The sequence below is a fragment of the Cytobacillus pseudoceanisediminis genome, assembly GCF_023516215.1.
Lineage (GTDB): Bacteria > Bacillota > Bacilli > Bacillales > Cytobacillaceae > Cytobacillus > Cytobacillus pseudoceanisediminis.
This window is the reverse complement of the sequence record NZ_CP097350.1, coordinates 19,711-41,238: the sequence shown is the minus strand read 5'-3', so window position 1 is coordinate 41,238 and position 21,528 is coordinate 19,711. Positions and strand designations below refer to the sequence as shown.

Genomic DNA, 21,528 nt, shown 5'->3' with positions numbered 1-21,528 from the left:
ACCTCATAAGAAATAATTTTCACCTATGCACCGACTCTATTGGCCGCTGATATTTGCTTTTTTATGTCCTTCATAGTTAGGAACTTTTCTTCATCTTCTAAGGTCATTACGGAAAAATCCAGCCGAATATCCTTAACAGTTTTAAAAGGTTCGATATCTCTTTCAGAAAGCATCCCATTCAAAATATAATGTTCTAATAGCTTAGAGTTTGGCTTACCATATTCAATTAGCAGCCACTCGCCTAAATAATCATATATTGCAGATATGTCGTATTTAGGTTGGTTTGCTACTAATGAAATACTGCCATACTTATGAGAAATGGGTTGCTTTATGGATTTTTGCTGGTCCTTTTCTATTAAATGGACCAATTTTGATTTTAGCCCCTCATATTGCTGCGCTAATTCCTTCGCTCTCGGTTTCAGCTGTCCTATATGCTGTGCTGCTTCGTTAATGCCCCAGTGATCCGGAATTTCGAATTTGCTTTTTATCAGTTCCTTGCCTGCTTTATTGAAGTTTGGCTTAACATAGAATGTTTCTGGCAAACGAAAATCTTGAATCATATCGTGATACAATTCATTGGTTTTTATCGCTTTGTTATCGATTTCTGTTACTTGAAGCAATAAACCAACATCATATAGATATTCATTTAGGCCTATGTAATCCACGTTATAAATCTTTTTGGCAGTAAACCTTCCTACCAGGTTCCATTTCTCAAATACATGTCGCTTGGATTCTGAAGATTCCAAAGCTGTTTTAATGGAATTAGTAAGGGTTTTTAACGTCCCCTCAGTTTTTTTAACTCCGGGTAGTGTCCATCCTCAATGAATTTTTCCATTAATGTTTCAGCTGGTATTCTACTCATTTCTTTCACTCCATTAGGGTTCCCTTATCTAGTATTGGGAACCTGAGAATAAGTTCCCCACTAGAAAGGGAGTATGGAGTTAAGATTAAGCCACTAAAACAATGACCTCTGGTTCAAAAATTGACCAAGTTAAGAAATCTTTCTTGGCTTGTTCCCGGTTTTCTGCATACAAGTAAACGGTTTCATGGAGTATACAATAGTAAGAGATTTGATACAGAGATAAAGGTCTCCAGTTTCCCGCTTGTTCTGCATGTTCAATCTCCTGCAGTTGGTTTTTGATCTTTTCCTCTCCAATAATGTTTCCATGTTCTATGCGTAGAAATATAGTATTTTCAGGTCCCATAACTACAACTAATGGACAATTTCGTATCGTATGAAGAAAGCTACAAAGATTATCCTCATTCACAATTACATCCTTAGCAAACTTATGGCCGCTTAGTAAAACTCTATAAATAATTGACTCCATTTTTTTATCCCCCTTCAGGTTAATAAGTAATTGAAAGTTCAGTATCAGATTGTAAAAGCTCAGAAGAAACTGAACGAATGTCTCTACCATGTTTAGCCTTTAAAATTTGGCGTACATGCATATCATTAACAGCTGATAATACTTCCTTTTCCATGACCCAACCCTCTGTTTTATGAACATAGAAGGAAACCTGGTAAGCATTCCGATGGCACCTATCCCCGTTAAAGAATTCCTGGCTAGGTAATACAGCAGATACTTTATCAAGTTTAAGAAAAATGGGTGGTTTATCTTCTCCTTGCTGAACATCAATCCACGCTGGCTCATTTAATATGAGATGATGAATATGAATATTGCCCTGAATTACGACTTCACCATTTCGATAGATTTTATCAGAAGTAACAATAAACTGCGTTGCATCTTTAGTGTAAAACTCAACCATTATGCGATATCCTCCCTTTGAAACGAAAACAGATTGAAATCATTCGGCTGCAGTTCTTCCCGAATAAGATCAATCTGTTTTATACAATCCGCCAATATTAGTTTTTTATTTTTTCTGCTATGCATTTTAATTGTCACTGAGTCATTTACTAGAACAATGTTAATTCCATTTTTGAAAAATAGCCCTCTTGGATCTATCATTTTAAAGGATGGCCTTTTACGCATTTCTTTCATCCAATTAGCATGGAACATTGATGGATGTTCAAGTATAAATTCAATCCCTGTTACATATGCACCGAGGCATCCTAAAGATAGATCAAATAAATACAACCCTCCAGATAAATCACAATTAAATGTAATTCGATACCCTTTTAGCGAAGTTCTAGGCTGGTTTTCAAATGGCTCAATACGAAAAGTTGAACCATCAATAGCCCATTCAAATCCATTTCTCACCTGATTGAAGTGGATACCCTTTAAAGCTTTTCCTAACTGTTCAGGCTCAATCGGAGCAAAGCATGTTAACTTAAACATAAAACTCTCCTCCATTTCGCCAGAAAAAATTAGCCTTTGTTGTAAACATTAACAACACAACCCTTCCATAAAGTTTTTACTTTATAGTTTTAATGATTCTAATGGGCCCCCTCTAAAACGCAAAAAAACGCCCTTTAGAATGTTCTAAAATAAACACAAAAATAGTGTTTTCTAGATCATCCCAAAGGACGCATATGTTTTATATAAGGACCTGCTAACCTAAAAATGGTTGCAATAAAATGACAAAATCAATAAAAACTATAGTTTGATTTTACCATTTCTCACCATCCTAGTTCAAGCTTTTAAAATGTTATGACAAGCTTCTACAAACTTTTGTTCATCTGCAGAAATCTCCAGTAAGTACTCAGCTTCTTCTTTTGTAATGTATACTTGTTGCTCTACACCTTCCTCATAAGACAAATTTAACCCTGTTAGATTTTGTTCATTAAATTCATTAATATACGATGTCATAATTTCAGGAGTAGTAAGAGAAATACCGTTCTTTATTTCTTTTTCCTCTTTTGTTATATAAATGAGTTCAATAAGGTTATTATTTTCTTCATTTCTAAAAATTGTTCTCTTTATATAAAACAGTACATTTAAAATGACTTCTTGTTTCAATTCTATCATCCCTTTAACTATAGATTTTCTTAGTTTTAATTTACAAGATGAATGTAGGTTTAATTGTATTTTTTCACAATAAATTAGAGTACAAATTTAAAAACAGTTGCTATCAGTGGTTATTTTCCAATTGATTTATCTGGTTTTTTAAATGATCAGTAGGATAAACCTGATGATACTCTACTTTATCTTAAGCTAATTATTCCCCCTAATAATATAAGGTTCCATAAAATTCAAGATACTTTTGTTTAATAAAGTATACTAAAAAATTCCTTTTCTTAATAGCGAACACAAGTTCGTGATATGCATAAAATGTTAAACTAGAATGGCTAATTTATAATACATTTATCCTTGTCTAGAGTAAATATTTTCTTGTAACGTTTTTTTAGGACTTTATGCATATCTGATGCTTACCATATAATTTTTTTATCAAACTTCAGTTCCTATTCAATATACCTACTGCATTTTCATAGATATTTCAAATAGTTATTCAATAAAAGTGGAAACAACTAAAAAAATAGGAAATTCTTTAATAAAATGTTCAATTTTTTGAACTCTATTGTATTTTATTGATGCTTTATCTGTAAATTTCATACCCGTTCATCAACAAACTCCCCCACACACAACTTACAATATATTACTAAAGATAGTAAAATATACATACAACTTGTTATAGGAAGGGGGAGGAAATGCTTGAGAAGTTTACCTTTGGCCAACAGATTAAATATGTACGAACAATAAAGAAAATAAACCAAAATGAACTAGCAAAGGGAATTTGTTCGATTTCATATCTATCTAAGATAGAAAACGGAGTCATTTACCCGAGTGAAGAAATTAAAAATTTATTAATTAAGAAATTAGGTATTGAGGATAGCACTCTTAACAATGAATTTGGAGAAAGAGAGATTCAAGGATTTTATAACTTTCTGCTAAATAAGGACATTCAAAATGCAGAGAAAGTTTATAAGGAACTTTTAAATAAGGACTTTTCAGAAGCGTTAAATTTGAGATTTGAAGTTATTTCTATTTTCTACTTTGTGGAAAGAAAGCAGTTTAAAGAACTCCCCAATTGATACAATCAATTTTTTCAAAAGAAGCCCAGCTTCCATCTGAGTTAAGATATTTCTTTTATAAAGCATTAGGTTATTATTACTACCACACCCAAAAGGCAGAGAAATCATTATATTTTTTTGAAAAATCAGTGAGCCTAGTTACGATGTTTACGTTAAATAATTTAGAAATAGCTGACCTATACTATGCTTACTCGCTCGCTGCCGCAAGATTGAAAAAAACCGCTATTTGTTTAAAATATTGTCAATCAGCACTAGAGATTTACCAGGAGCTTTATCTTCTAAAGAGATGTGTGGACTGTCATGTTTTATTAGGGATTACTCATCGAAGGAATAATAATATGGAGGAAGCAATTTCTCAGTATAAAACCGCTTTAGACTTAGCTGGCCAGATACATTACAAAGATATTTCCTTAACAATCCAGCATAATTTAGGGTTTCTGTACGGTGTCATCGGAGAGATAGATAAAGCAATTGATCTTTTTCAAGAAATTTTAAGTAAGGAAGATCAATTGACCCCTTATGTTCACGTTCAAACTATCCTTTCTTTAGTTAAGGAATTACATAAAAGAAATAACAATAATGAGGCATTTCAGCTAGTTCAAAAAGGCTTTGAATTGTTGATTAAACACCCTGACTTAAAAAATCAGTTTTATTTAGAATTTAACTTTTATAATCTATTATTGCTTGATAAATATGAAGAATTACAGAAATTATTGTTCTCTAAAGTAATTCCCGCGTTGGAAATGGAAAAAAAGTATTTTTCCTTATCTAATTACTGTCTGTTTCTGGGGGATCACCATTATGCTAATGGAAAATATAAAAATGCTGCTAAATATTTTGCGTATTCAAGAGAATTTCTTAATAAATCAAACCTAACCAAATAAAGGAGTGTCACCATGAATAAAAAATTGCTTGTAACCTCTTCTATTACTATCGGATTGCTAATGAGCGGCTGCTCAACTGGAGCGAATTACTCTATAGATATTCTAAATAATTCTGAGAACATTACAACTGCTAAGGACGATGAAATTCTCCCACCTCTGATTGTTACACCAAAGCCTAAACTTGAAAAGAAAAATTATGTATAAAAAGAAAAAACTCCATTGCTACATTTGGTAGCTGTGGAGTTTCTTTATTGATTAATACTTTCTATGAAGCTTAAACGCTTTATAAGAATCTGCAAGAATTTCTATTGGTACACTATCTTTTTTGATAACCCCGTTTGTATACTTTACTTCAAATTCAAAGATAGCCGGCCCTGGCTTTATATTTGTTGGGTATTCTATAAAAGCAGGGTCATACAACTCTCCTTTATAAAGAATTGAGGTAGTTTTTCCTAGGGTGACTGTTCTGTTAATTGAAACAGAATTGGCTTGTGATGCTTTAAGTGTACTTTTAACATATACGATTGGATATGGTGAAACATCAGCTTCTAACAAGAATTTTTCTCCGCTATAAAACTGATTATCTTTGTGACCTAATGACTGGTGTTTATTTTGCCAATCTGGGGTATGTTTGACGTAACCTTTTATAATAAGAGGTTTTACATTCACCCAGGTTGTAACCTCAGTCTCATCATATCCGTCATCAGATGTTGCACGGAATGTATATTTTTTATGTTTGGAAACAAAGCTGTAGCAATGTTTGGTATCGGAGACTACTTTTGTTTTAGTAAGTACTGTCTTTTCAAATGTCCCCTCTTCTGTAACATAGATTTTCACATCCATCTTATGACCATCTGCATCATGAACCCTTACGCAAACATTAATTGTATCTCCTTCATAAGGATCAGTTGGGTCATACGTCAACGTAATTGTTGAAGGTCTGTTAACCACTTCGATTGTTTTAGTGATGGTGTCTGTAGCGTTATAGGTATCTTTAACAGTTTGTACTATGGTATAAACACCAATTAATTGCAAACCATTAAACGTAGGATTAGCAGCGGAAGAAGTAACTTTACTGCCATCAGGCTTCGTTAACTCATAAACGTATGTTAATTTATCACCATCAATATCAGAAGCAGTAGATGTAATTTTAATTGATTCATTGTTAAAATATTTTGCTTTATCGGTATTGAATCCTGCAGTAGGCGGTCTATTCACGACTTCTACCGATTTTGTAATGCTATCTGTTGCCCCTTCAGGATCCTTTACGGTTTGAGTAATCGTAAAGGTACCAGGCTTATCCAATCCAGTAAAAGAAGGATTAATGGAAGTACTGGTTACCTTAGTGCCATCTGCTTTTACAAGCACATAATGGTAAGTCAGTGGGTCTCCATCCGGGTCAGTGGCAGTCGAAGTAACCTTAATGGTTCCATCACGATAATAGGTTGTTTTATCTGTATTAAACCCAGCTACTGGAGGGTTATTGAACTTATAAGCTCCTTTATACGTAGTGGACACGTTACCAACATTATCTTCAGATTGCACATGAAGGTACCATTGCCCTTTTCCTGATTTCGTTACTACATAATTTGAGTTGGTTGACCAGGAAGACCATTGCGATTCAGTTGGAGTACTAGAGGATTGTGTCCAGACATATCGGGATCTTTTATAACCAGAATGAGCATCGTTAAATTTGAGTCGAACCTTAATGCTCTCCTTGCTCCAATCTCTACTAGAAAAATCAGATGTATCTTCATTATTTCGGTATTGAATAACTGGTCCTGCATCATCAACGCCAAGTTTCATATTTGTAGATTGATAACCTTTAGCCGCTTCATCAATTACAACATTGCTAATATTGTCGACGTTATCTTGATAATAATATTGGATATCATAAAGGTGGCCGTGTGTTTTGGGTACCACTGTCCAATTCACTTTTCCATAAGCTGTTTGTTCTTGTCTGTTAGCCGCTTCAATAACTGCGTGTGAACTTTTAAAGAACGAGTTCTGGTGATTAGTACTTTCACTAAAATAGTGGCTGGAACGCACATCGATATTGTTGCCTGCCAAACGTAAATATTGTCGCTTATTTCCAGAATCACCGTCATGTTGCCTCAATTGTACTGTGACTTTATCATCAGAGTTTACCCAATAAACATTATTGTTAACGTATTTGGCACCGGTTAAGCTATGCGATATATGAGAAGGAGAAACGCTATCAACACGTAAATTCATACCTGTGTCTCCTTCACCGGTATCGTATCCTCTACCATTGTTTACATTATCAAAATAGTGATATTGGATATCGTAATTATGTCCATGTGTTTTTGGGGTAACATTCCATTTCACAGTACCATAATCAGTATTTTCGGTCCTATTAGCTTCATCGATAACAAGGTGGTTACTTTTAATCCAATGGTTGTTATAATCTGAAGCAGCGGCGAAATCATGGCGAGATCTAACCTCAACCCCACTTCCTAATAATCTAAGATATTGGTATTTGTTTCCGGAATGAGGGTCCCTCTGTCTTAATGTAATGGTTACTGATTCATTTTCTCTTACCCAGTAATCATTTCCGTTAATATATCTTGCCCCTGTAAGACTGTTTGTTATATTAGTCGGAGCGACGCCATCAACACTTAATTTAAGACCGGTATTTCCTGAGCCAGTATCATATCCTACAGCATTTCCCACATTATCAGTGTAATGGTACTGGACGTCATATGTATGGCCATGTGTTTTAGGAGTGACACTCCATTCGACTTTTCCATACTTGGTATTTTCAGTCCTTTTTGCTGCTTCAATTACTAAATGATTACTTTTGACCCAATGGTAGTTATGGTTAGTGGCATCAAAGAAATCATGTCGTGCTCGAACCTCAACCCCACTTCCAAGCATTCTTAAGAACTGATTTTTATTTCCTGATTCTTTATCGTATTGGCGGAGCATTACAGTCACCGTATCATTAGGTTGAACCCAATGATTACTGCCATCTTGAAAACGATGATTAGTGATACTATCGGCAATATGTTCAGGTGGATCGTTTTCAGTAATATATGATATTCTGGCCTGATCTCCTGAAAAGCGCCAATAAGAAGTGGCAGCCCATTTGGTTTTATTGCTATCTTTAGGGCTCCTTACTCCATACCATACAGCTGTTTGAGATTCCTCCGAATCAACACGAGTATAAGTCGTATTGTTTGTAAAGTAACGATCAGACCCTAACTCATCCCGTACACTTGCAGCTGCTTCACGTGGTTTGGAACGCCTTAAAACTTCATCGGTATTCATCGTCAGTTTATTGGTGTTTTGTCCGCTTGATAAAGAAATGCTCCCATATTTAAAATCTCTATTTGAAAAATCAAAAGGAACTATTAGAGGTGTATAGACAATATGAGAGTCTACCTTTTTTATTAGATAGAGGGACCAAACAGCATCTTTACTGTCGTCAGGGAATAATTCATTAAGAGGTAAATAAGCATCAAATCCTACACTTTCATAACGCATATTACAATCATAGTTTGGAGTATTCGTTGTTGAAGCGGAACATTCGTTATAGATACCAGATCCTTGGTTATTGTACTCAAGATCTTCGGTAGCGTATAATCCTCGTTGCTGTGCTCTAAATATTTTTATTGCCCCGGCTCCACTACCAGCAACTTTTTGAGCTGCGATGTAGGTTTCGTTATTAGAACTTAAATGCCGTTTATGTCCAAAAATTACTGACCAGCCTCTAAATTCTAAATAAGGTTGTGTTCCCGTGCCGTTAAAATTCTTGTTAACGATACGTTGTCCGCCAGATATATATTTGTTGTAATATACATCGTAAATGAGCATTCTCCCGGTGTTCTCTTTGTAATGTTTTCCACCAGGCGTTTTATTCCACCCACTTCTTACTGTACTTGGAACATCAAATGGAGAATATTCAGCGGAACTTGCAGAGGGGAAGAAGAAAATACTTCCCCCTACAAGTAAAAAGAATAGAAATGCTATTAATTTGAATTTGATACGATTCAAATCTATCTCACCTTTCTAAATTTGAAAAACCAAATAACTCCTCCAATCGCCATTAAGATTAATAAGGAAAAGCCAACCCAAATTTTATTGTTACTAGAATTTTGGTTGCTATCACTAGAAACATCTTTTAAAGCAGATTGACTATTAATTTTTTCTTCTGTTTGAATTGATTTTTCTTCTCCATCACCACCGTTATCCTCATCTTGATTTATAGTATCTTCAGATGACTTTTCATCTTCAGATTTGCTATCGTCTTTTTCTTTTGCTGCTTCATCATTGGAGCTTTCTTTATCTCCATTAGTTGATGCACTCGCCACCTCTTTTACTTGTTTTTCAGTGACTGATTTAGAATTTTCCTCATTGCCTTTTGCCTTTGATGTTGTTGTGGTATTTGTTGAAGTGTTTTTACTGCTTCCACCGCTACTATTAGATGAAGTTGATGTCTTATTTGTTTGACTTTGAGTTTCTGTAGGTTTAGACACCGGCTTCGTTGTCGGTTTTGACTCTGGCTTAGGCTGTGGCTTAGGCTCAGGTTTAGGCTGAGGTTTCGGTTCTGGCTTTGGTTGTGGTTTCGGCTCAGGCTTAGGCTGAGGCTTCGGTTCTGGTTTAGGTTCTGGTTTTGGCTCGGGCTTAGGCTCTGGTTTCGGTTTCGCCTTCAAGATAGTTGTTACAGTTAGTTCCGCTTGAAAAGGCTCCTCGAAGATAGATATTGTGAACTTTTGACCGCTTCTTGTTACTTCAGTAGTAACGTGGCCAACAACATGAAAGTTATTAGCGCTTGCAGAATAAAAGCCGTTAACCAACCCATTGCAGGGACCGGTTGCATTTGCCCAGTTGTTTTCTGTATGAATATCCGATTGAATTGTCATACTGCAGCTGGCCTTTGAACTTGCTTCTACGGAATTACTTTGAAAGATCCCTCCTATATTTGCAGCTAATAGTGTTGCTAACGTTGCCTTCATAAATTTCCTCATTCGTCTTCCCCTTCTTTCTCTAGAATTTTCCTCGATTTTTGTTGCATTCTTTTGTCTCAACATGTGTTCTTCCCCCTATATTTTTTTTCACAAAACAAAAACGGCTCCTTGGTAGAGGTTTTTAGGCAATAGTAAATAAGTACTATAAGCCTTGTAACTCTTAAGTCCCAAAGAACCGCTCTTTTTGTGAATCCGCTAACTCCAAAGTAGGAGATGCAATAAAATAGTAAAAGCTAACATCTGAGACTATTATATTAAATTTTGGAAGACTTTTCAAACATTGGTTAAATATGAATACAAAAAAACCCGAACAAACGATTGAATAAGTTCAATCATTCATTCGGGTTTTTCCCGTTAGCCATATATTAATTTAATCATAATACAGTTAGGTATTATGGGTCAATTAAATATGAGTCGTTTATTTATTTTTTATATTCATAAACCGCTGCCTGCCTAATAAAGCTCGAGTCTCCGACAAACCAACGGGGGCTTTCAGTACTAATAACTGCTATGACACTAGGACCATCAACAGTTTCCATAATCTTAAATTGGTCATTAACGTATGTAAATGGATAGGTTCTTGGATAACTATCATCTATAAATTCAAGATGCAAAAGAAAAATATCATTCTTATAAAATGAATTTTGATTTGGTGTATACACAAACCCAGAACCACTTTTAATATCTAAATTTTTTCTAAGCTGGCTTTAAGCTTATCTATGGCCTTATCCTGATCAAAAACAATTCGTCCATTTCCCAACTGTTCAGGATTAACAGCTAAGGCAGCGTCGTGAACAGCTAACTCCAAAGCATTTTTTAATTGCCTTGTAGCTGTTTTATCAGCATCAAGATTAAATTGAATTTGCGTTATAAATGCGAATAAGAGAATAAATAGAATGGTTCTAAGGGTAGTAGCCATACAAATAACTCCTAATTAATATATTCGCTTAAGATTTTGGTTTCCTTTTTAAAAGTACCTGGACCTTGATTAAAAATATCTAGAATAAAAATGAAACTTCTTGGGGCTTCAATACTTGCTTCTATATATTGGTTACGGGGTGTTAATGATTGTGTGGCTGTTACCTTAATTTTTGATTCATCAAAGTTATACCTATCTACTAAAGTGTCTTTCATCTCATCAATAATAGCGGGAGTGAATCTGCCTTCTATCGATGCTTTCTTTGCTCCCTCGGTGAGAACTACTTCTACAGCTTCTCTATGTAGACTATCAAGATAAGCCAGAATCGGAGCAAACATAATATTTATGACAATAAAAAGGGTCATCCATTCTCCTAATGTCTTTGACATTTAAGAATCCTCCTTAGTAAGGGGGAAGCTATGATGCCTCCCCCTCATTTAAAAATTAATTACCATCAGATGGCAGGTTGTTACTAATACCAGTAATTTCAGTTTGATATTCTGTAGATTCTGAGCTGATCATGTTGTATCCAATAAAGAATAGAAATGCGCTAATCGATACTACTGTTACTGCAATTTTTAAGAATGTAGATAATGTTTGATTCATGGTTAAATTCCTCCAATAATAAATAATTTATTTAAATTTTATTTGGTGCTCAGTATTTAACATTTGTTCATGATGATTATTTTTTTGCTTTAAAGAATCATAGGCAACTCCAAAGAGAAGTCCAGTGATAATTATGACGATAGATGCCATTAACATAAAAGTGGCTAATGATTTATTCACACGTTTTCACCCTATCCACTATTTGTTATGTAATCAGCAATGGAATCTGAAATGCTGCCCATATCTGTAAACATAGCTCCAAAAATAAAGGCACTGATTACAACTGCAGTGATGGCAATTTTCATAAATGTGCTTAGTGAAGTATTTATCGACATCACCTCCTTAAAGGAATGTAGAATTATTACATTCTGGAAGATTTCAATATAACTGATACCATTGTTACGATGACCACAAGGAAGTTCAGGATTATCAAAAAATGAGTTATCTTAATAGGAATTCCTAATAAATCAGTAGTGATTTTTCTCTTCCTTCTATAATTTTCAATTTGCGAACGAACAAACATATTATGCATTCCGCGTAAATGTCCCAAAGCGGTTTTTCTGTCTAAGTCATCTAAACTTTTTATAACACCTATTAGCGCCTGGGATTCTTTTGAATTAAGCTCTTTTTCAAACTGCTCTAAAGCCGCTTTTGGTCCTTCATCGTTACTCCAGGAAGTTAGAAGTTTTGTGAGTGGCTTGTCCAAAACAACGAAGTAGGGTTTAATATTTCGCAATATATTATAGGTATTGATCCTACTGATGTTCATCATTTCAATCTCATTAATCAGTAAGTCATATAACATAAAAACTTCCGCGTGCTTTTTGGCTTGGTGGTATTCGATCACTCTCTTCATCAAATAAACAAACAAAGAATACGGGTTGCTTGGTACAGCCAGAAGAGCAAGTAATAAAATAATAACAGCTGCTACCATTGTTAATTTCTGTGCTCCTCCATTAATGAGAATCGGAAGAATTACGTAGTATATAGTTAGGAAAAGGATGAACCCAAAAGTAACAAGATAGTATTTTAAACCAGTAATGCCCAAAGGATACTGAGCAAGCTTTAGCCATTCCTCTGCTTTAGTTTCTTTTGAACTAGAAACAAGCTTCTCTTTATTCTTTATTAAGCTATTTCTGAAACGGATTCGGGTTTGTACTCTTTCTGCTTGTGAACTTAATCCTGTATAAACCAACACACCGGCTAAACATGATAAAAGAAGAGAGAGTGTATACATTACATATGGAAGATATTTAAAGAAAATAGTCTCAGCCAAGGGGTTACACTCCTCTTATAAGTCATTTTTGGGCCTTTTCAGGAATGCCGAAATAATAATTGAGAAAACAACGCCTAATAAACAAACTGAAAATAATAGGATGGTCCATTGGCTACCAAACTGCAGTTTCCACCAATCCTGAGCACCAGAAGAATAGTATCCAAGGATAAGCGACCCAATAAAAACCGGAATGGTTAAATATCCGTTGTATACAGAATCCATTGTTTGAGATTTTTCTTCTTCTAACATTTCTTCCGTTTCTTCCATCTGCTTTGTTAATACCATTAAGGCATTAAGAACCTTTTCGTTATAGAGGTAAGCCTTTAAGATAATACTTCCTAGACGTTTGGACCAGTTTGTCCCTGCTGTATAAGTAAATACCTGAACACTTTCACGGAGTTCATACTCATTCCTTGAGACCTGGAGATCAGAAATTAACTTAACGATTACTTTCCTTAATTCTGGACTCCTGATATCTTTTTGAGTTTCAGATAAAGCATGATACATATCGTTATGCATTGCATTGTAATTTTGAGTAAGCTTTTGAACTATGTTCAGAAATTCCAAACTCATGAGATAACGTATCTTATTAAGTTTTAACCTTAAGAATAAATAAGGGATTAAAAGTAATAGAAAGCCAAACGTCACAGATACAAAAATATCTCCAAAAACGAATAGGATAAAAACTCCTGATAAGACCCCTAACAGTATTGAAAGAATAAGGAAAATTTCTACACTGTTTTCATTCCTTTCTTCACTAGTCGTTTTTATTAATAGGTTAAGATGCTTTAATAGGGGATTTTTGTATTCGTGACTCCTAGACAAAACAGCTTTCGTTTTGACCTTCCGGATCCTATATTTGTAATTCCACTCATTTACCTTCGTTTTTATTGATGACAGCATAATTGTTTTAGCAGTCCATAATGACAGGCAGAGAAGAATTGCATATAGAAAGTAATTTACGCCAATTTGCCATACCCAGTGTAAGATGCTATCCATCTAGATTCTCTCCCAAAAGGGTATCGATAATTTGATCCTTTATTTTTAAGTAATCCTTCATTGGTGATTGTCTTTCTTTATCTTTTAAATGCTTAATGAGAATTTTTGTATCTTTTAGACTTTCAGCTGCCATAAGAGTTAATAAATCTTTTGTGATATTAGAAGAATAGTAATATTTATCTGTTACTGGACTGTACCTGACTAAATCTTGTGTTCGGTGAGCCCTTTTATCTTCATCCCATATGATTTCGGTGACTCCAATAACTCGCTTTCTTCTCCTATCTCGATCCGCGCTCATGGTTACAATAATGTCAATATTACGCGCTACTCGTTCCAATTCATTTTCAAAGTTCCGATTAGGAAACTCGTCTAAGATATGTCGGGTAATCTGCGGTGCCACATTTTCTACAGATGTAAGGTGATAGGTTGAAAATGCTCCCCTTTCCCCACGTTCACAAGCTTGGAGATAGCCTTCAGTTTCAAGACTTCGTATTTCTCCAACTATGATATAGTCGTGCTCCATTCTTAGCAGTCTTGGGACAGCATGATGGAGATCGCCTTCTTTGGCTTGTATTTCAAAGATAAGCCGGTCTTTAAATTGTTTGGATAAATCCAACTCAAAGTGCTTCTCCATAACAGCAGCAACATAGCTGGAATCCCGTTCTCTCAACATAGATTTCATAAAAGTCGACTTAGCGGACCGGACACGGCCGGCAAAAATGGTGTTAGCCATTACCCTGGATAATGCACGAAACAAGGGAATATCATCAACAAGAATAGTTCCTAAATTAGCTTGTTCCTCAAGGCTCATATTTTTTACAACAAAGCGGCGGAACATGATGTAATTTTCTTTCCCTCTTGGTTTTTGGATCATAGTGATACGGCTTCCGTCTTCTCTTTCTATTTCAAGTTCCGGTGTTTGTTCATTAATAACCGCATCTTTGACCCTCATAGTAAAAGCCCTTTTTATTCGTTCAACAGCCTCTACATTTTCAAATTCCTCTATTTGTTTTTTAAATTGACCATCAATATCAAGCCAAAGTTCTTTTCCACGTATGACGGCCGCTTCACTATTCGGAAGCTTGTCCCATTTGTGAAGGATACTGACTCCCCATACTTCATGAAAGATAGCTTCAGCAAGGGAATCATAAAAGCGAGGATACTCATTAGTGGTGATATTCTCTGTTTGTAAAACCTCATTGATCTTCGTAATAAAGTAAGACATTGCTTGTGCATCACCAATTACTGCTTTATGCTGCCGTTCCAACCAAATATTTTCATTGTAGTGTACTTCATCGAGGTCTTTTCCTTTTTCTCTGTTAGATTCTGAAACGGATCCATCTACAATAATGTCATTAAGTTGCTCCCGGACCTTTTGGCAGATATCCTTAAAGGACCTCTTTCTCGCAAAGGTTGTAATGTAATTCACTTTTAACCCTTTTTTTGAACGGTCTCTGCCAACCAATCAGAAGAACTAAATTCTTTTTCGACTCCCAATTCCATTTCAATTTGCTTCAACGATAACCACCTCCTATTTCAAGAAAGAAAAGAATCTCTTTTTCTCATTCCGTTCTTCTATAAGCTGCTCTTTTTCGTTTAGCCTACATTCAGAAATAATTAAATTCGATAGCAGGTCTAAGTTTTTTGTATAATAAGAATCCGATACATCATATAGGAGCCTCTTTTGATATGCGGCCATCGCTCCTAGGTCCCCCATATCAGGCAGTGTGGCTACCTTGGTCATTCCGAGCTCTTCTTCTAATGCCTTTTCATTAATTAGCGTGTTGGCCGGTTGAAAACGATTAATAATCAACATAAAATCGTCTGACGCACCACCTGTAGGCTCAATAAGTTGTTGGAAAACGTAAGGGAAGTAACCTCTATAACCTTTTTCTTCTTGGTTTGTTACCAAAAAGCGTAAATTGCTAGATATATAGGATTGAACCGTTGGAGCGGTATCAAAATGAGTACCGGCATCGATTAAAATCACATCGAATAGTTGCTGAGCGACTTTAATAAGATGTTCAATTTCATTTGGTTGGTAAAACCGTTGCATCTTAATATCCCGGTTTCCTGCAAGGTGATAAAACCCATTTTGATGTGAAACCGCTTCTGAAAGCCTTGCTGGTGTTAAGTTTTGGGTCTTCAGGTCAACTTTTAAGTCATTTAAATAATGTCCGTTATAGTGATAAAAATAATCAGATGGATCCCAACTGTTTAAACTTAGGACCAGGACTTTCTCTTCTATCTTATTCGAGAGTGACCGGGCAAGATTTAGGGTGGTAGTTGAAACACCCGCCCCGCTATGGGTACCGAAAAAACTGACAAGTCTTTTTGAAAGGTAATCATCTTTGTTTGTAATCTGATTAATAATTTCATCTACAACTTGATCCACTGTTGAATATTCGCTTAAGACCTTGACCTTATAGGCAGCACATAAGCGGGTAATATTTCGCATGATAATATCGCTGTTTACTCCAAGTGGTTTATAAAAGACTAAACTCTCCGGAAAAAGATCTCTAACTTGTTGTAAACTATCTAAATCAAAACTCTCACCATCTAATAAAATGGCATTGATTTCAACATTTGTTTTTGTTGCTTCGTCCATTATAAGTACTGTCGTGATTTCCTCATGTTTTTCAAACTGTTCTTTATAGATAGAGTTTTTTGATATCACTAATAAATTCATGGGATAATACTCTCCTTTAATGGTAAGTAATATATAAGCGGGCTCCCTTACCAAGTACCTCACCCATTAATTTTGTAAAGTCCTCTTCATTTAATATCACTTCCAGATCACTGATGGTAGAGGTAGCATCTAAGCGTTTATCGCCTTTGTTACCTTCAGCAGCAGATACGACTTCTTTATTGCCGGAATCCTTTACGTACACCACTCTTACATCTTTAAGGAATGGCTTAGTGTTGACTGAAGTATTGATTTCAACTTTTTCTTTAGACTCTGCCTCTTTTGAATCTGTTTCTTCCTTTGTTTCAGAGGTAACTTCGGGAGCACCGTTGGTAATAAGATTCGTTGTTCCATCCTGATTGACAAGATATATATCAATAGAGTCTTTCCTTCGCAATGAACCTGGTTGAGCATAAATCATTTCCTTTGTAATAGGGCGAATAGCTTCTCCTTCGGTTTCATCGGGAATCAATTGTTCAAAATCAATCATTTTAGTTGATATCATTGAGTTTCCTACGATATTGACGGATGAGTCCTGCCCCACTATTTGGTCCATATCTTGTGCAAGTACCACATCGTCAATTAGTGCCTCTTTTGGCCTTCTTTCTATAGCTAACTTATTTTTGGTTATACTTTCAGACTTAAGAATTTCTTCCCCAGCTTTCACAACGACTACTTCTGCTGAATCAATACGATCTTTTATATAAAAATCGTATACAAAGATAAATCCTGCAGTAGCCACGGAAGTGAATATTCCTAAAGCTATTTTGACTCCCGGCTTCATACAGTTGTCTCCTCTCCTTTGGATTCCGCTTTTTCAACACTAATCTTCTTATTAAAGAGCCCCTTAAATACTCCAGTAGCTTTCTTTTGTTTCTTAAGAAAATCACCAGGAAGGATATCTTCCAAAAGCGGCCGCAAACTTGATTCCAATTGTTTTTCGTAATCTTTTGTATCATTCAAGAATAATCCCTGGAACTGTGCTTGAAACACATCTGTTACTGGAATAGAAGGTAAATGGGTTATCATTTTCTCCAGGTAAAGATCCTTAAGCAATTCGTTTTTCATTAGAGCTTTATCAAATCGATTTCCTACCAATGAAGATTTATCAGACTGAAGCTGCTTTTGTAGAAACTCAATTGATTTTTCACTTGATTCCTCAAAATGCTGGATAAAAGGAATATCAGGTTCAAGAATGAAGTAAGCATGATCAGCAATGTCAAATACATCTTGATAGAGTTCGTATTGCCAGTCAGTACCAACATCCATTATGGTTACTGTCGAGTTAGAAGAAAACAGTACTTTGATAAGTGCATCAAATGTAACGTCCTCCTCCTGATAAAGCGGTTCCTTAGTAGGGTGTTTGCAAATAATATCTACTTCTGATTTGCTCCAGTCATATATGCTTTTAATCTTTGGATCTATGTACTTGCTGAATTGATAGAATTTACTTTTGTACTCATCCGAATATAAATGTCCGAAAAATCGATCATAGGTATATGATTTTGAGAATGGAGACTCTACATAGGTAGTGGAAACGCCCATTTTCGCTAAACACCTTGCCAAAAGATGTGAGATGAATGTGCTGCCACTTCGTTCAATCGGACTACCAATCATCACTAACTTCTTCTTTACGGGAATACCTACAATCTTTTCAGTATGGTTATGTACATGAAAAGTGTAGTCCCTCTTTATAGTGGTTTTGTTAACGACTTTTTGAACGACTTTCTTTTCTATTACCTTTTGGACAACTTGATTTTGTTTTTCTGGGTTGCGGTTTTCATCAGCTTCACTTTCATTTTCGTTTATTTCTTCTTCATTGGTTTGGTGGTCAACTTCATTGACTTTGGAGGTATCTGAAAAAATATTTGATGAAAGGAACTTAGCAACTTTAGAGAATTGTGGTTTGGCTTTTAGCTGTTCAACAAAAACACTCAAATCAAATGAATTTGTATTGAAAATATCCATAATCCCTAAACTGACTATTGTTGAAAGGATAGGATCACCTTTTGGCCTTTCGCATAAATAAACGATACGTAAAGAGTCTTCAAACTGGATACGCATATCTTTGAGGAATGATATGAGCTCTTTGTCTTTCAATTCCTGTCGGTTATAATCACTTTCAAGGTAATAATCGTGTATGATTAAGATTTCTGGGGTTTCAATTTCAACAATTTCTTGAAGGAAACGTCTATGCAGCACTTCTTGGGAGGATAAGGTGAAATCCTCTGTATGTTGCTGAAACGTATTAATCAGTATGTCTGTATAGGATTTATCCCCCACAGCGATAAGCACTTTTCTAGGCATTTAAAAATCACTCCTGGAAAAAACAAAAAACCCGAAACGTAATCACCAACAATACCATGTAGTATTGATTGGAAATTAGGTTTCGGGTTTTTCCCGTTTTATTATAGTTTTTTTCAGGCCTCCTAATCTCTTAGAAGGCCCACACTAAAAAACTTTAAGAAAGGCTGTTGCTTCAAGGCTATAAAGCAACTGCGTTGTTGTAGTCCCATTGTATCACTCCGATTTGCTAAATTCAACCATTATATTCGAGCAGCTTGCAGTGTAAATCGCTTAGAAAGAAATTGTATAAATCGATCAACTATATCTGGATCGTATAGTATCCCCTTATTAGATAACAATTCGTCAACTACTACATCGTGACATTTGGTATGCTGATAAATTCTGCCATTCAGCATAGTATCGTAACTGTCTATGACTCTTATCATCCGAGCAAGAAGTGGAATCTCTTTGCCCGCAATTCCAAAATACCCGCTGCCATCAAAGTTTTCATGATGATATTTAATACACATTGCATAATCTGGAGGAAAGGCATCAAGCTTATAAAGTATTTTTTTACCGTAGTCGGCATGGTTCTTGATCTCTGCAAATTCACTTTTAGTCAAAGGTGTAGTTTTATTCAGCAAGGAGTAAGGGACTTTAAGCTTACCAATGTCATGAAGAAGCCCCAGCACAAAAATGTCTTGAGCATTACTAAATCCTAAGAAGTTGGAGAAAGCATATAATTCATCCCCTACCCTGAATGAGTGCATATACGTATCGAGACAGTGATGAAATAAGGCTGTAACAAGAGTGTGAGTTTCTTCTAAAAGCTCCTCGTTAATTTTCTCCTCCTCCTTAAAAATCAAGTCTAATTCGTTTTAGGTCTTGCTTGTTCGGAATGTAAAAAGAAGTATTAAATCCACTTTCAAGAACATCCTCTTCGACACATACCCATATATTAAATGGGAAGGTATCCAGCATTAGTTCTTGATGTATATGATTCGCAATGCTAAGGGTGGAAGCAAATATTATGATATAGGAAGTATTATCAGGAAACTCACTTACTGGAATTCTTCCATAGTGTTCATAAATGTTTTTCCAATTGAATAGTCTTTCCTTGAAATACCCAATATAGTTTTGAGTCCCTTGAACTCGATCAATAAGGAAATTCATTTGACCCTGGGGAAACTCTATGATTGCCGCTCCTAATGGTCGGTTATTTTGATGGTTAGTGGCAATGATCGGATTCCACTTCCATTTTTTAAGATGTTCATTTCCGCCATTAAACAGCGAAGTTCATTCATGGATACATATCGTTTGATTCCGCCAACACCTAAGGAATCCCAACGATTCGAGTCCATAAAGAAATCAGAATTATAATAGTGCTTTAAAAGCTTAAATCCCGCCATTCCCAAAGTAAAGGGAGCGGGTGGTTTTACTATATCCTCTTCTCCGTGAATTCGTATTTTCCAGCGTTCAACAAACCCATTTCGGCGCAAGCGGTCTAGTCTTAAAGATGTTTGAGAAGAACTCATAATAGGCAATAGATACCTTCGTAATTGGTTTTCGTTTGCACAAATGGCATCACCAAGAACCTTTAAGAGTGTGAAATCCTTCTCGTCTAACCTACCCCTAGTAAAATGTTCTACAACACTTTCTAAATTAGTGTAAGGGTAGTATTTCTTCGGCAAGACCTTAGTGCCTTTAAGGAAGGGGTGATCCCATAAAGGCACTTCACCTTTCTTTGTTGTGAGTAATGGATACTCCTGTGTTACTCCTGGGTTAGGCTGGTCTTGATTAAGAGCTTCCATTATTCAAACAAGAACGCTCCAACGTCCCTGCGTTTCTTTTTACCCCTTGGATATCCAGTAATGACAACTTTGGCTCTCCGATTTTCTTTATCGATGCTTCGAATGGCGCAGCTTACCACATCTCCGACCACTGGCTCCTCCAGATAATTTGGTTTAACGCCTTTTACTTCTAATCCAACATCCAGTTGAATGAAGATGCCGTGAACAGCATCTACACCTGAAACTTTACCAGCGATTGCATTTCTGGATTGTAACGATTCTAGTTTTTCATACGGATCTTCCATTGTATGACGACGGCTGACACGTATGGTATTGCGCTCTTTGTTAAATCTGATAATCTTTACTTTGATATTTTCTCCGCGGTGAATTTGTTCTTCAATACGTCTTCCCCGCTCCCAGCTGTAATCGTCTGGGTACATAGTGCAATCAACACCATTTACACGAACGAAAATTCTTCTAGTTCTTCTATCAAAACCAGTTATCGTTCCATCAAACACAAATTCATGCAATTGATCAGTTTCTTCTAAAACCTCAAGCTGGCTTAAAAATTTTGCCCGTTTAATTTCATCTGCCTTTTTTATGCTGACAAGTAAAATTTCTTGTTCTAAATCCAGATGGTCGATGAGGAACTCCTGCATCGTACCTGCAAATCCATTTAGGCTGCGGAACTCATGTGATGAGAATTCATGTGCCGGGCAATAAGCTGTTACCCCGTTTTCAAGCATTAGATAAGCAATTTCAGTCTCTTTATTTACATACTCTTGAGAGTCAGCGTCCAGGACCCTTGCTTTAATTACTCCTACAGAGGTAACAACCCCTTTAACAATCTCTTTATTTCTTTTATATCTTGCAAGATCATCTAGCTGCTCTTCAGATTTCCAAGATTTTGTTGTGAGTTCTTCCATTTGTATCCCTCCTGATTTTAAAAAGGCAGGTAAGCAAACAAAAAAAGCCCCCCAAAAACGAGAGTAGTGTAGTACTACTCTGGTTCTTGGGGGACTCCCATTTTAAAGTAATTTAATTTTCGCTCTTGCTACCTTACCAAAAGTTTATACTAAGCGTTATAGATTTGGCAATAA

The 21,528-nt window shown here is 35.7% G+C and carries 24 protein-coding genes; 3 read left to right on the top strand and 21 right to left on the bottom strand.

Translation table 11 applies throughout. From position 1 onward, the window contains the following. Window positions 1-23: 23 nt before the first annotated feature. The 5 genes from M5V91_RS28605 to M5V91_RS28585 form a co-directional block, all read right to left on the bottom strand. Entirely contained in the window at window positions 24-665 is a 642-nt protein-coding gene (locus tag M5V91_RS28605; RefSeq protein WP_284522369.1) for a hypothetical protein, read from the bottom strand. 282 nt (window positions 666-947) lie between these two features. Next, complete coding sequence (locus M5V91_RS28600; RefSeq protein WP_019379610.1) at window positions 948-1,328, bottom strand: hypothetical protein; 381 nt, start codon at window positions 1,326-1,328, stop codon at window positions 948-950. Between the two features lie 19 nt (window positions 1,329-1,347). Then, window positions 1,348-1,767, bottom strand: a complete 420-nt coding sequence (locus M5V91_RS28595; RefSeq protein ID WP_019379611.1) for a hypothetical protein — start codon at window positions 1,765-1,767, stop codon at window positions 1,348-1,350. Further along, on the bottom strand, window positions 1,767-2,297 hold the full coding sequence (locus tag M5V91_RS28590; protein WP_019379612.1) for a hypothetical protein: 531 nt from the start codon (window positions 2,295-2,297) through the stop codon (window positions 1,767-1,769). The genes M5V91_RS28595 and M5V91_RS28590 overlap by 1 nt, the downstream gene beginning before the upstream one ends. Before the next feature lie 294 nt (window positions 2,298-2,591). Next, complete coding sequence (locus M5V91_RS28585; protein WP_236888099.1) at window positions 2,592-2,927, bottom strand: hypothetical protein; 336 nt, start codon at window positions 2,925-2,927, stop codon at window positions 2,592-2,594. 680 nt (window positions 2,928-3,607) lie between these two features. On the opposite strand from M5V91_RS28585, the gene M5V91_RS28580 reads away from it, so the two are divergent. Genes M5V91_RS28580 through M5V91_RS28570 form a run of 3 tightly spaced genes read left to right on the top strand, consistent with a single transcriptional unit; the run spans window position 3,608 to window position 5,079 of the window. Further along, the gene (locus M5V91_RS28580) at window positions 3,608-3,991 is read left to right on the top strand and encodes a helix-turn-helix domain-containing protein (protein ID WP_284522368.1); all 384 of its coding nucleotides are present in this window, start codon (window positions 3,608-3,610) and stop codon (window positions 3,989-3,991) included. Beyond that, window positions 3,988-4,875 (top strand): tetratricopeptide repeat protein, encoded by an 888-nt coding sequence (locus M5V91_RS28575; RefSeq protein ID WP_284522367.1) that lies wholly within the window; start codon window positions 3,988-3,990, stop codon window positions 4,873-4,875. The genes M5V91_RS28580 and M5V91_RS28575 overlap by 4 nt, the downstream gene beginning before the upstream one ends. Window positions 4,876-4,887: 12 nt before the next feature. Next, complete coding sequence (locus tag M5V91_RS28570; protein ID WP_019379616.1) at window positions 4,888-5,079, top strand: hypothetical protein; 192 nt, start codon at window positions 4,888-4,890, stop codon at window positions 5,077-5,079. Window positions 5,080-5,130: 51 nt separating this feature from the next. On the opposite strand, the gene M5V91_RS28565 is transcribed toward M5V91_RS28570, so the two are convergent. The 16 genes from M5V91_RS28565 to M5V91_RS28490 form a co-directional block, all read right to left on the bottom strand. Further along, a complete protein-coding gene (locus M5V91_RS28565) occupies window positions 5,131-8,892 on the bottom strand; it encodes an Ig-like domain-containing protein (RefSeq protein ID WP_019379617.1) in 3,762 nt (1,253 codons plus the stop codon). A 2-nt stretch (window positions 8,893-8,894) separates the two neighbouring features. Continuing rightward, window positions 8,895-9,929, bottom strand: coding sequence for a hypothetical protein (locus M5V91_RS28560; RefSeq protein ID WP_019379618.1), 1,035 nt, complete (start codon window positions 9,927-9,929; stop codon window positions 8,895-8,897). Between the two features lie 622 nt (window positions 9,930-10,551). After that, window positions 10,552-10,785, bottom strand: coding sequence for a hypothetical protein (locus M5V91_RS28555; RefSeq protein WP_284522366.1), 234 nt, complete (start codon window positions 10,783-10,785; stop codon window positions 10,552-10,554). An 11-nt stretch (window positions 10,786-10,796) separates the two neighbouring features. Beyond that, complete coding sequence (locus tag M5V91_RS28550; RefSeq protein WP_019379619.1) at window positions 10,797-11,174, bottom strand: hypothetical protein; 378 nt, start codon at window positions 11,172-11,174, stop codon at window positions 10,797-10,799. A gap of 55 nt (window positions 11,175-11,229) precedes the next feature. Further along, on the bottom strand, window positions 11,230-11,391 hold the full coding sequence (locus tag M5V91_RS28545; protein WP_009336089.1) for a hypothetical protein: 162 nt from the start codon (window positions 11,389-11,391) through the stop codon (window positions 11,230-11,232). A 27-nt stretch (window positions 11,392-11,418) separates the two neighbouring features. Beyond that, window positions 11,419-11,571 carry a hypothetical protein gene (locus M5V91_RS28540; protein ID WP_019379620.1) on the bottom strand — a complete coding sequence of 51 codons (153 nt, stop codon included), beginning with the start codon at window positions 11,569-11,571 and terminating at the stop codon, window positions 11,419-11,421. A gap of 11 nt (window positions 11,572-11,582) precedes the next feature. Then, on the bottom strand, window positions 11,583-11,726 hold the full coding sequence (locus tag M5V91_RS28535; protein ID WP_157380284.1) for a hypothetical protein: 144 nt from the start codon (window positions 11,724-11,726) through the stop codon (window positions 11,583-11,585). 26 nt (window positions 11,727-11,752) lie between these two features. Then, window positions 11,753-12,667 carry a hypothetical protein gene (locus M5V91_RS28530; RefSeq protein ID WP_019379622.1) on the bottom strand — a complete coding sequence of 305 codons (915 nt, stop codon included), beginning with the start codon at window positions 12,665-12,667 and terminating at the stop codon, window positions 11,753-11,755. A gap of 15 nt (window positions 12,668-12,682) precedes the next feature. Further along, window positions 12,683-13,666 carry a hypothetical protein gene (locus tag M5V91_RS28525; RefSeq protein ID WP_019379623.1) on the bottom strand — a complete coding sequence of 328 codons (984 nt, stop codon included), beginning with the start codon at window positions 13,664-13,666 and terminating at the stop codon, window positions 12,683-12,685. Next, a complete protein-coding gene (locus M5V91_RS28520) occupies window positions 13,659-15,095 on the bottom strand; it encodes an ATPase, T2SS/T4P/T4SS family (protein WP_284522365.1) in 1,437 nt (478 codons plus the stop codon). Before M5V91_RS28520 ends, M5V91_RS28525 begins: the two co-directional genes overlap by 8 nt. Before the next feature lie 102 nt (window positions 15,096-15,197). Continuing rightward, on the bottom strand, window positions 15,198-16,355 hold the full coding sequence (locus tag M5V91_RS28515; protein WP_284522364.1) for a P-loop NTPase family protein: 1,158 nt from the start codon (window positions 16,353-16,355) through the stop codon (window positions 15,198-15,200). A gap of 16 nt (window positions 16,356-16,371) precedes the next feature. Further along, window positions 16,372-17,136 (bottom strand): hypothetical protein, encoded by a 765-nt coding sequence (locus tag M5V91_RS28510; RefSeq protein WP_019379626.1) that lies wholly within the window; start codon window positions 17,134-17,136, stop codon window positions 16,372-16,374. Continuing rightward, window positions 17,133-18,659, bottom strand: a complete 1,527-nt coding sequence (locus M5V91_RS28505) for a hypothetical protein (protein WP_284522363.1) — start codon at window positions 18,657-18,659, stop codon at window positions 17,133-17,135. Before M5V91_RS28505 ends, M5V91_RS28510 begins: the two co-directional genes overlap by 4 nt. A 239-nt stretch (window positions 18,660-18,898) precedes the next feature. Continuing rightward, the gene (locus M5V91_RS28500; RefSeq protein WP_284522362.1) at window positions 18,899-19,504 is read right to left on the bottom strand and encodes an HD-GYP domain-containing protein; all 606 of its coding nucleotides are present in this window, start codon (window positions 19,502-19,504) and stop codon (window positions 18,899-18,901) included. A 339-nt stretch (window positions 19,505-19,843) separates the two neighbouring features. Next, a complete protein-coding gene (locus M5V91_RS28495) occupies window positions 19,844-20,449 on the bottom strand; it encodes a hypothetical protein (protein ID WP_284522361.1) in 606 nt (201 codons plus the stop codon). Further along, the gene (locus M5V91_RS28490) at window positions 20,449-21,354 is read right to left on the bottom strand and encodes a S1 RNA-binding domain-containing protein (RefSeq protein WP_009336099.1); all 906 of its coding nucleotides are present in this window, start codon (window positions 21,352-21,354) and stop codon (window positions 20,449-20,451) included. The genes M5V91_RS28495 and M5V91_RS28490 overlap by 1 nt, the downstream gene beginning before the upstream one ends. Between the last annotated feature and the right edge of the window lie 174 nt (window positions 21,355-21,528).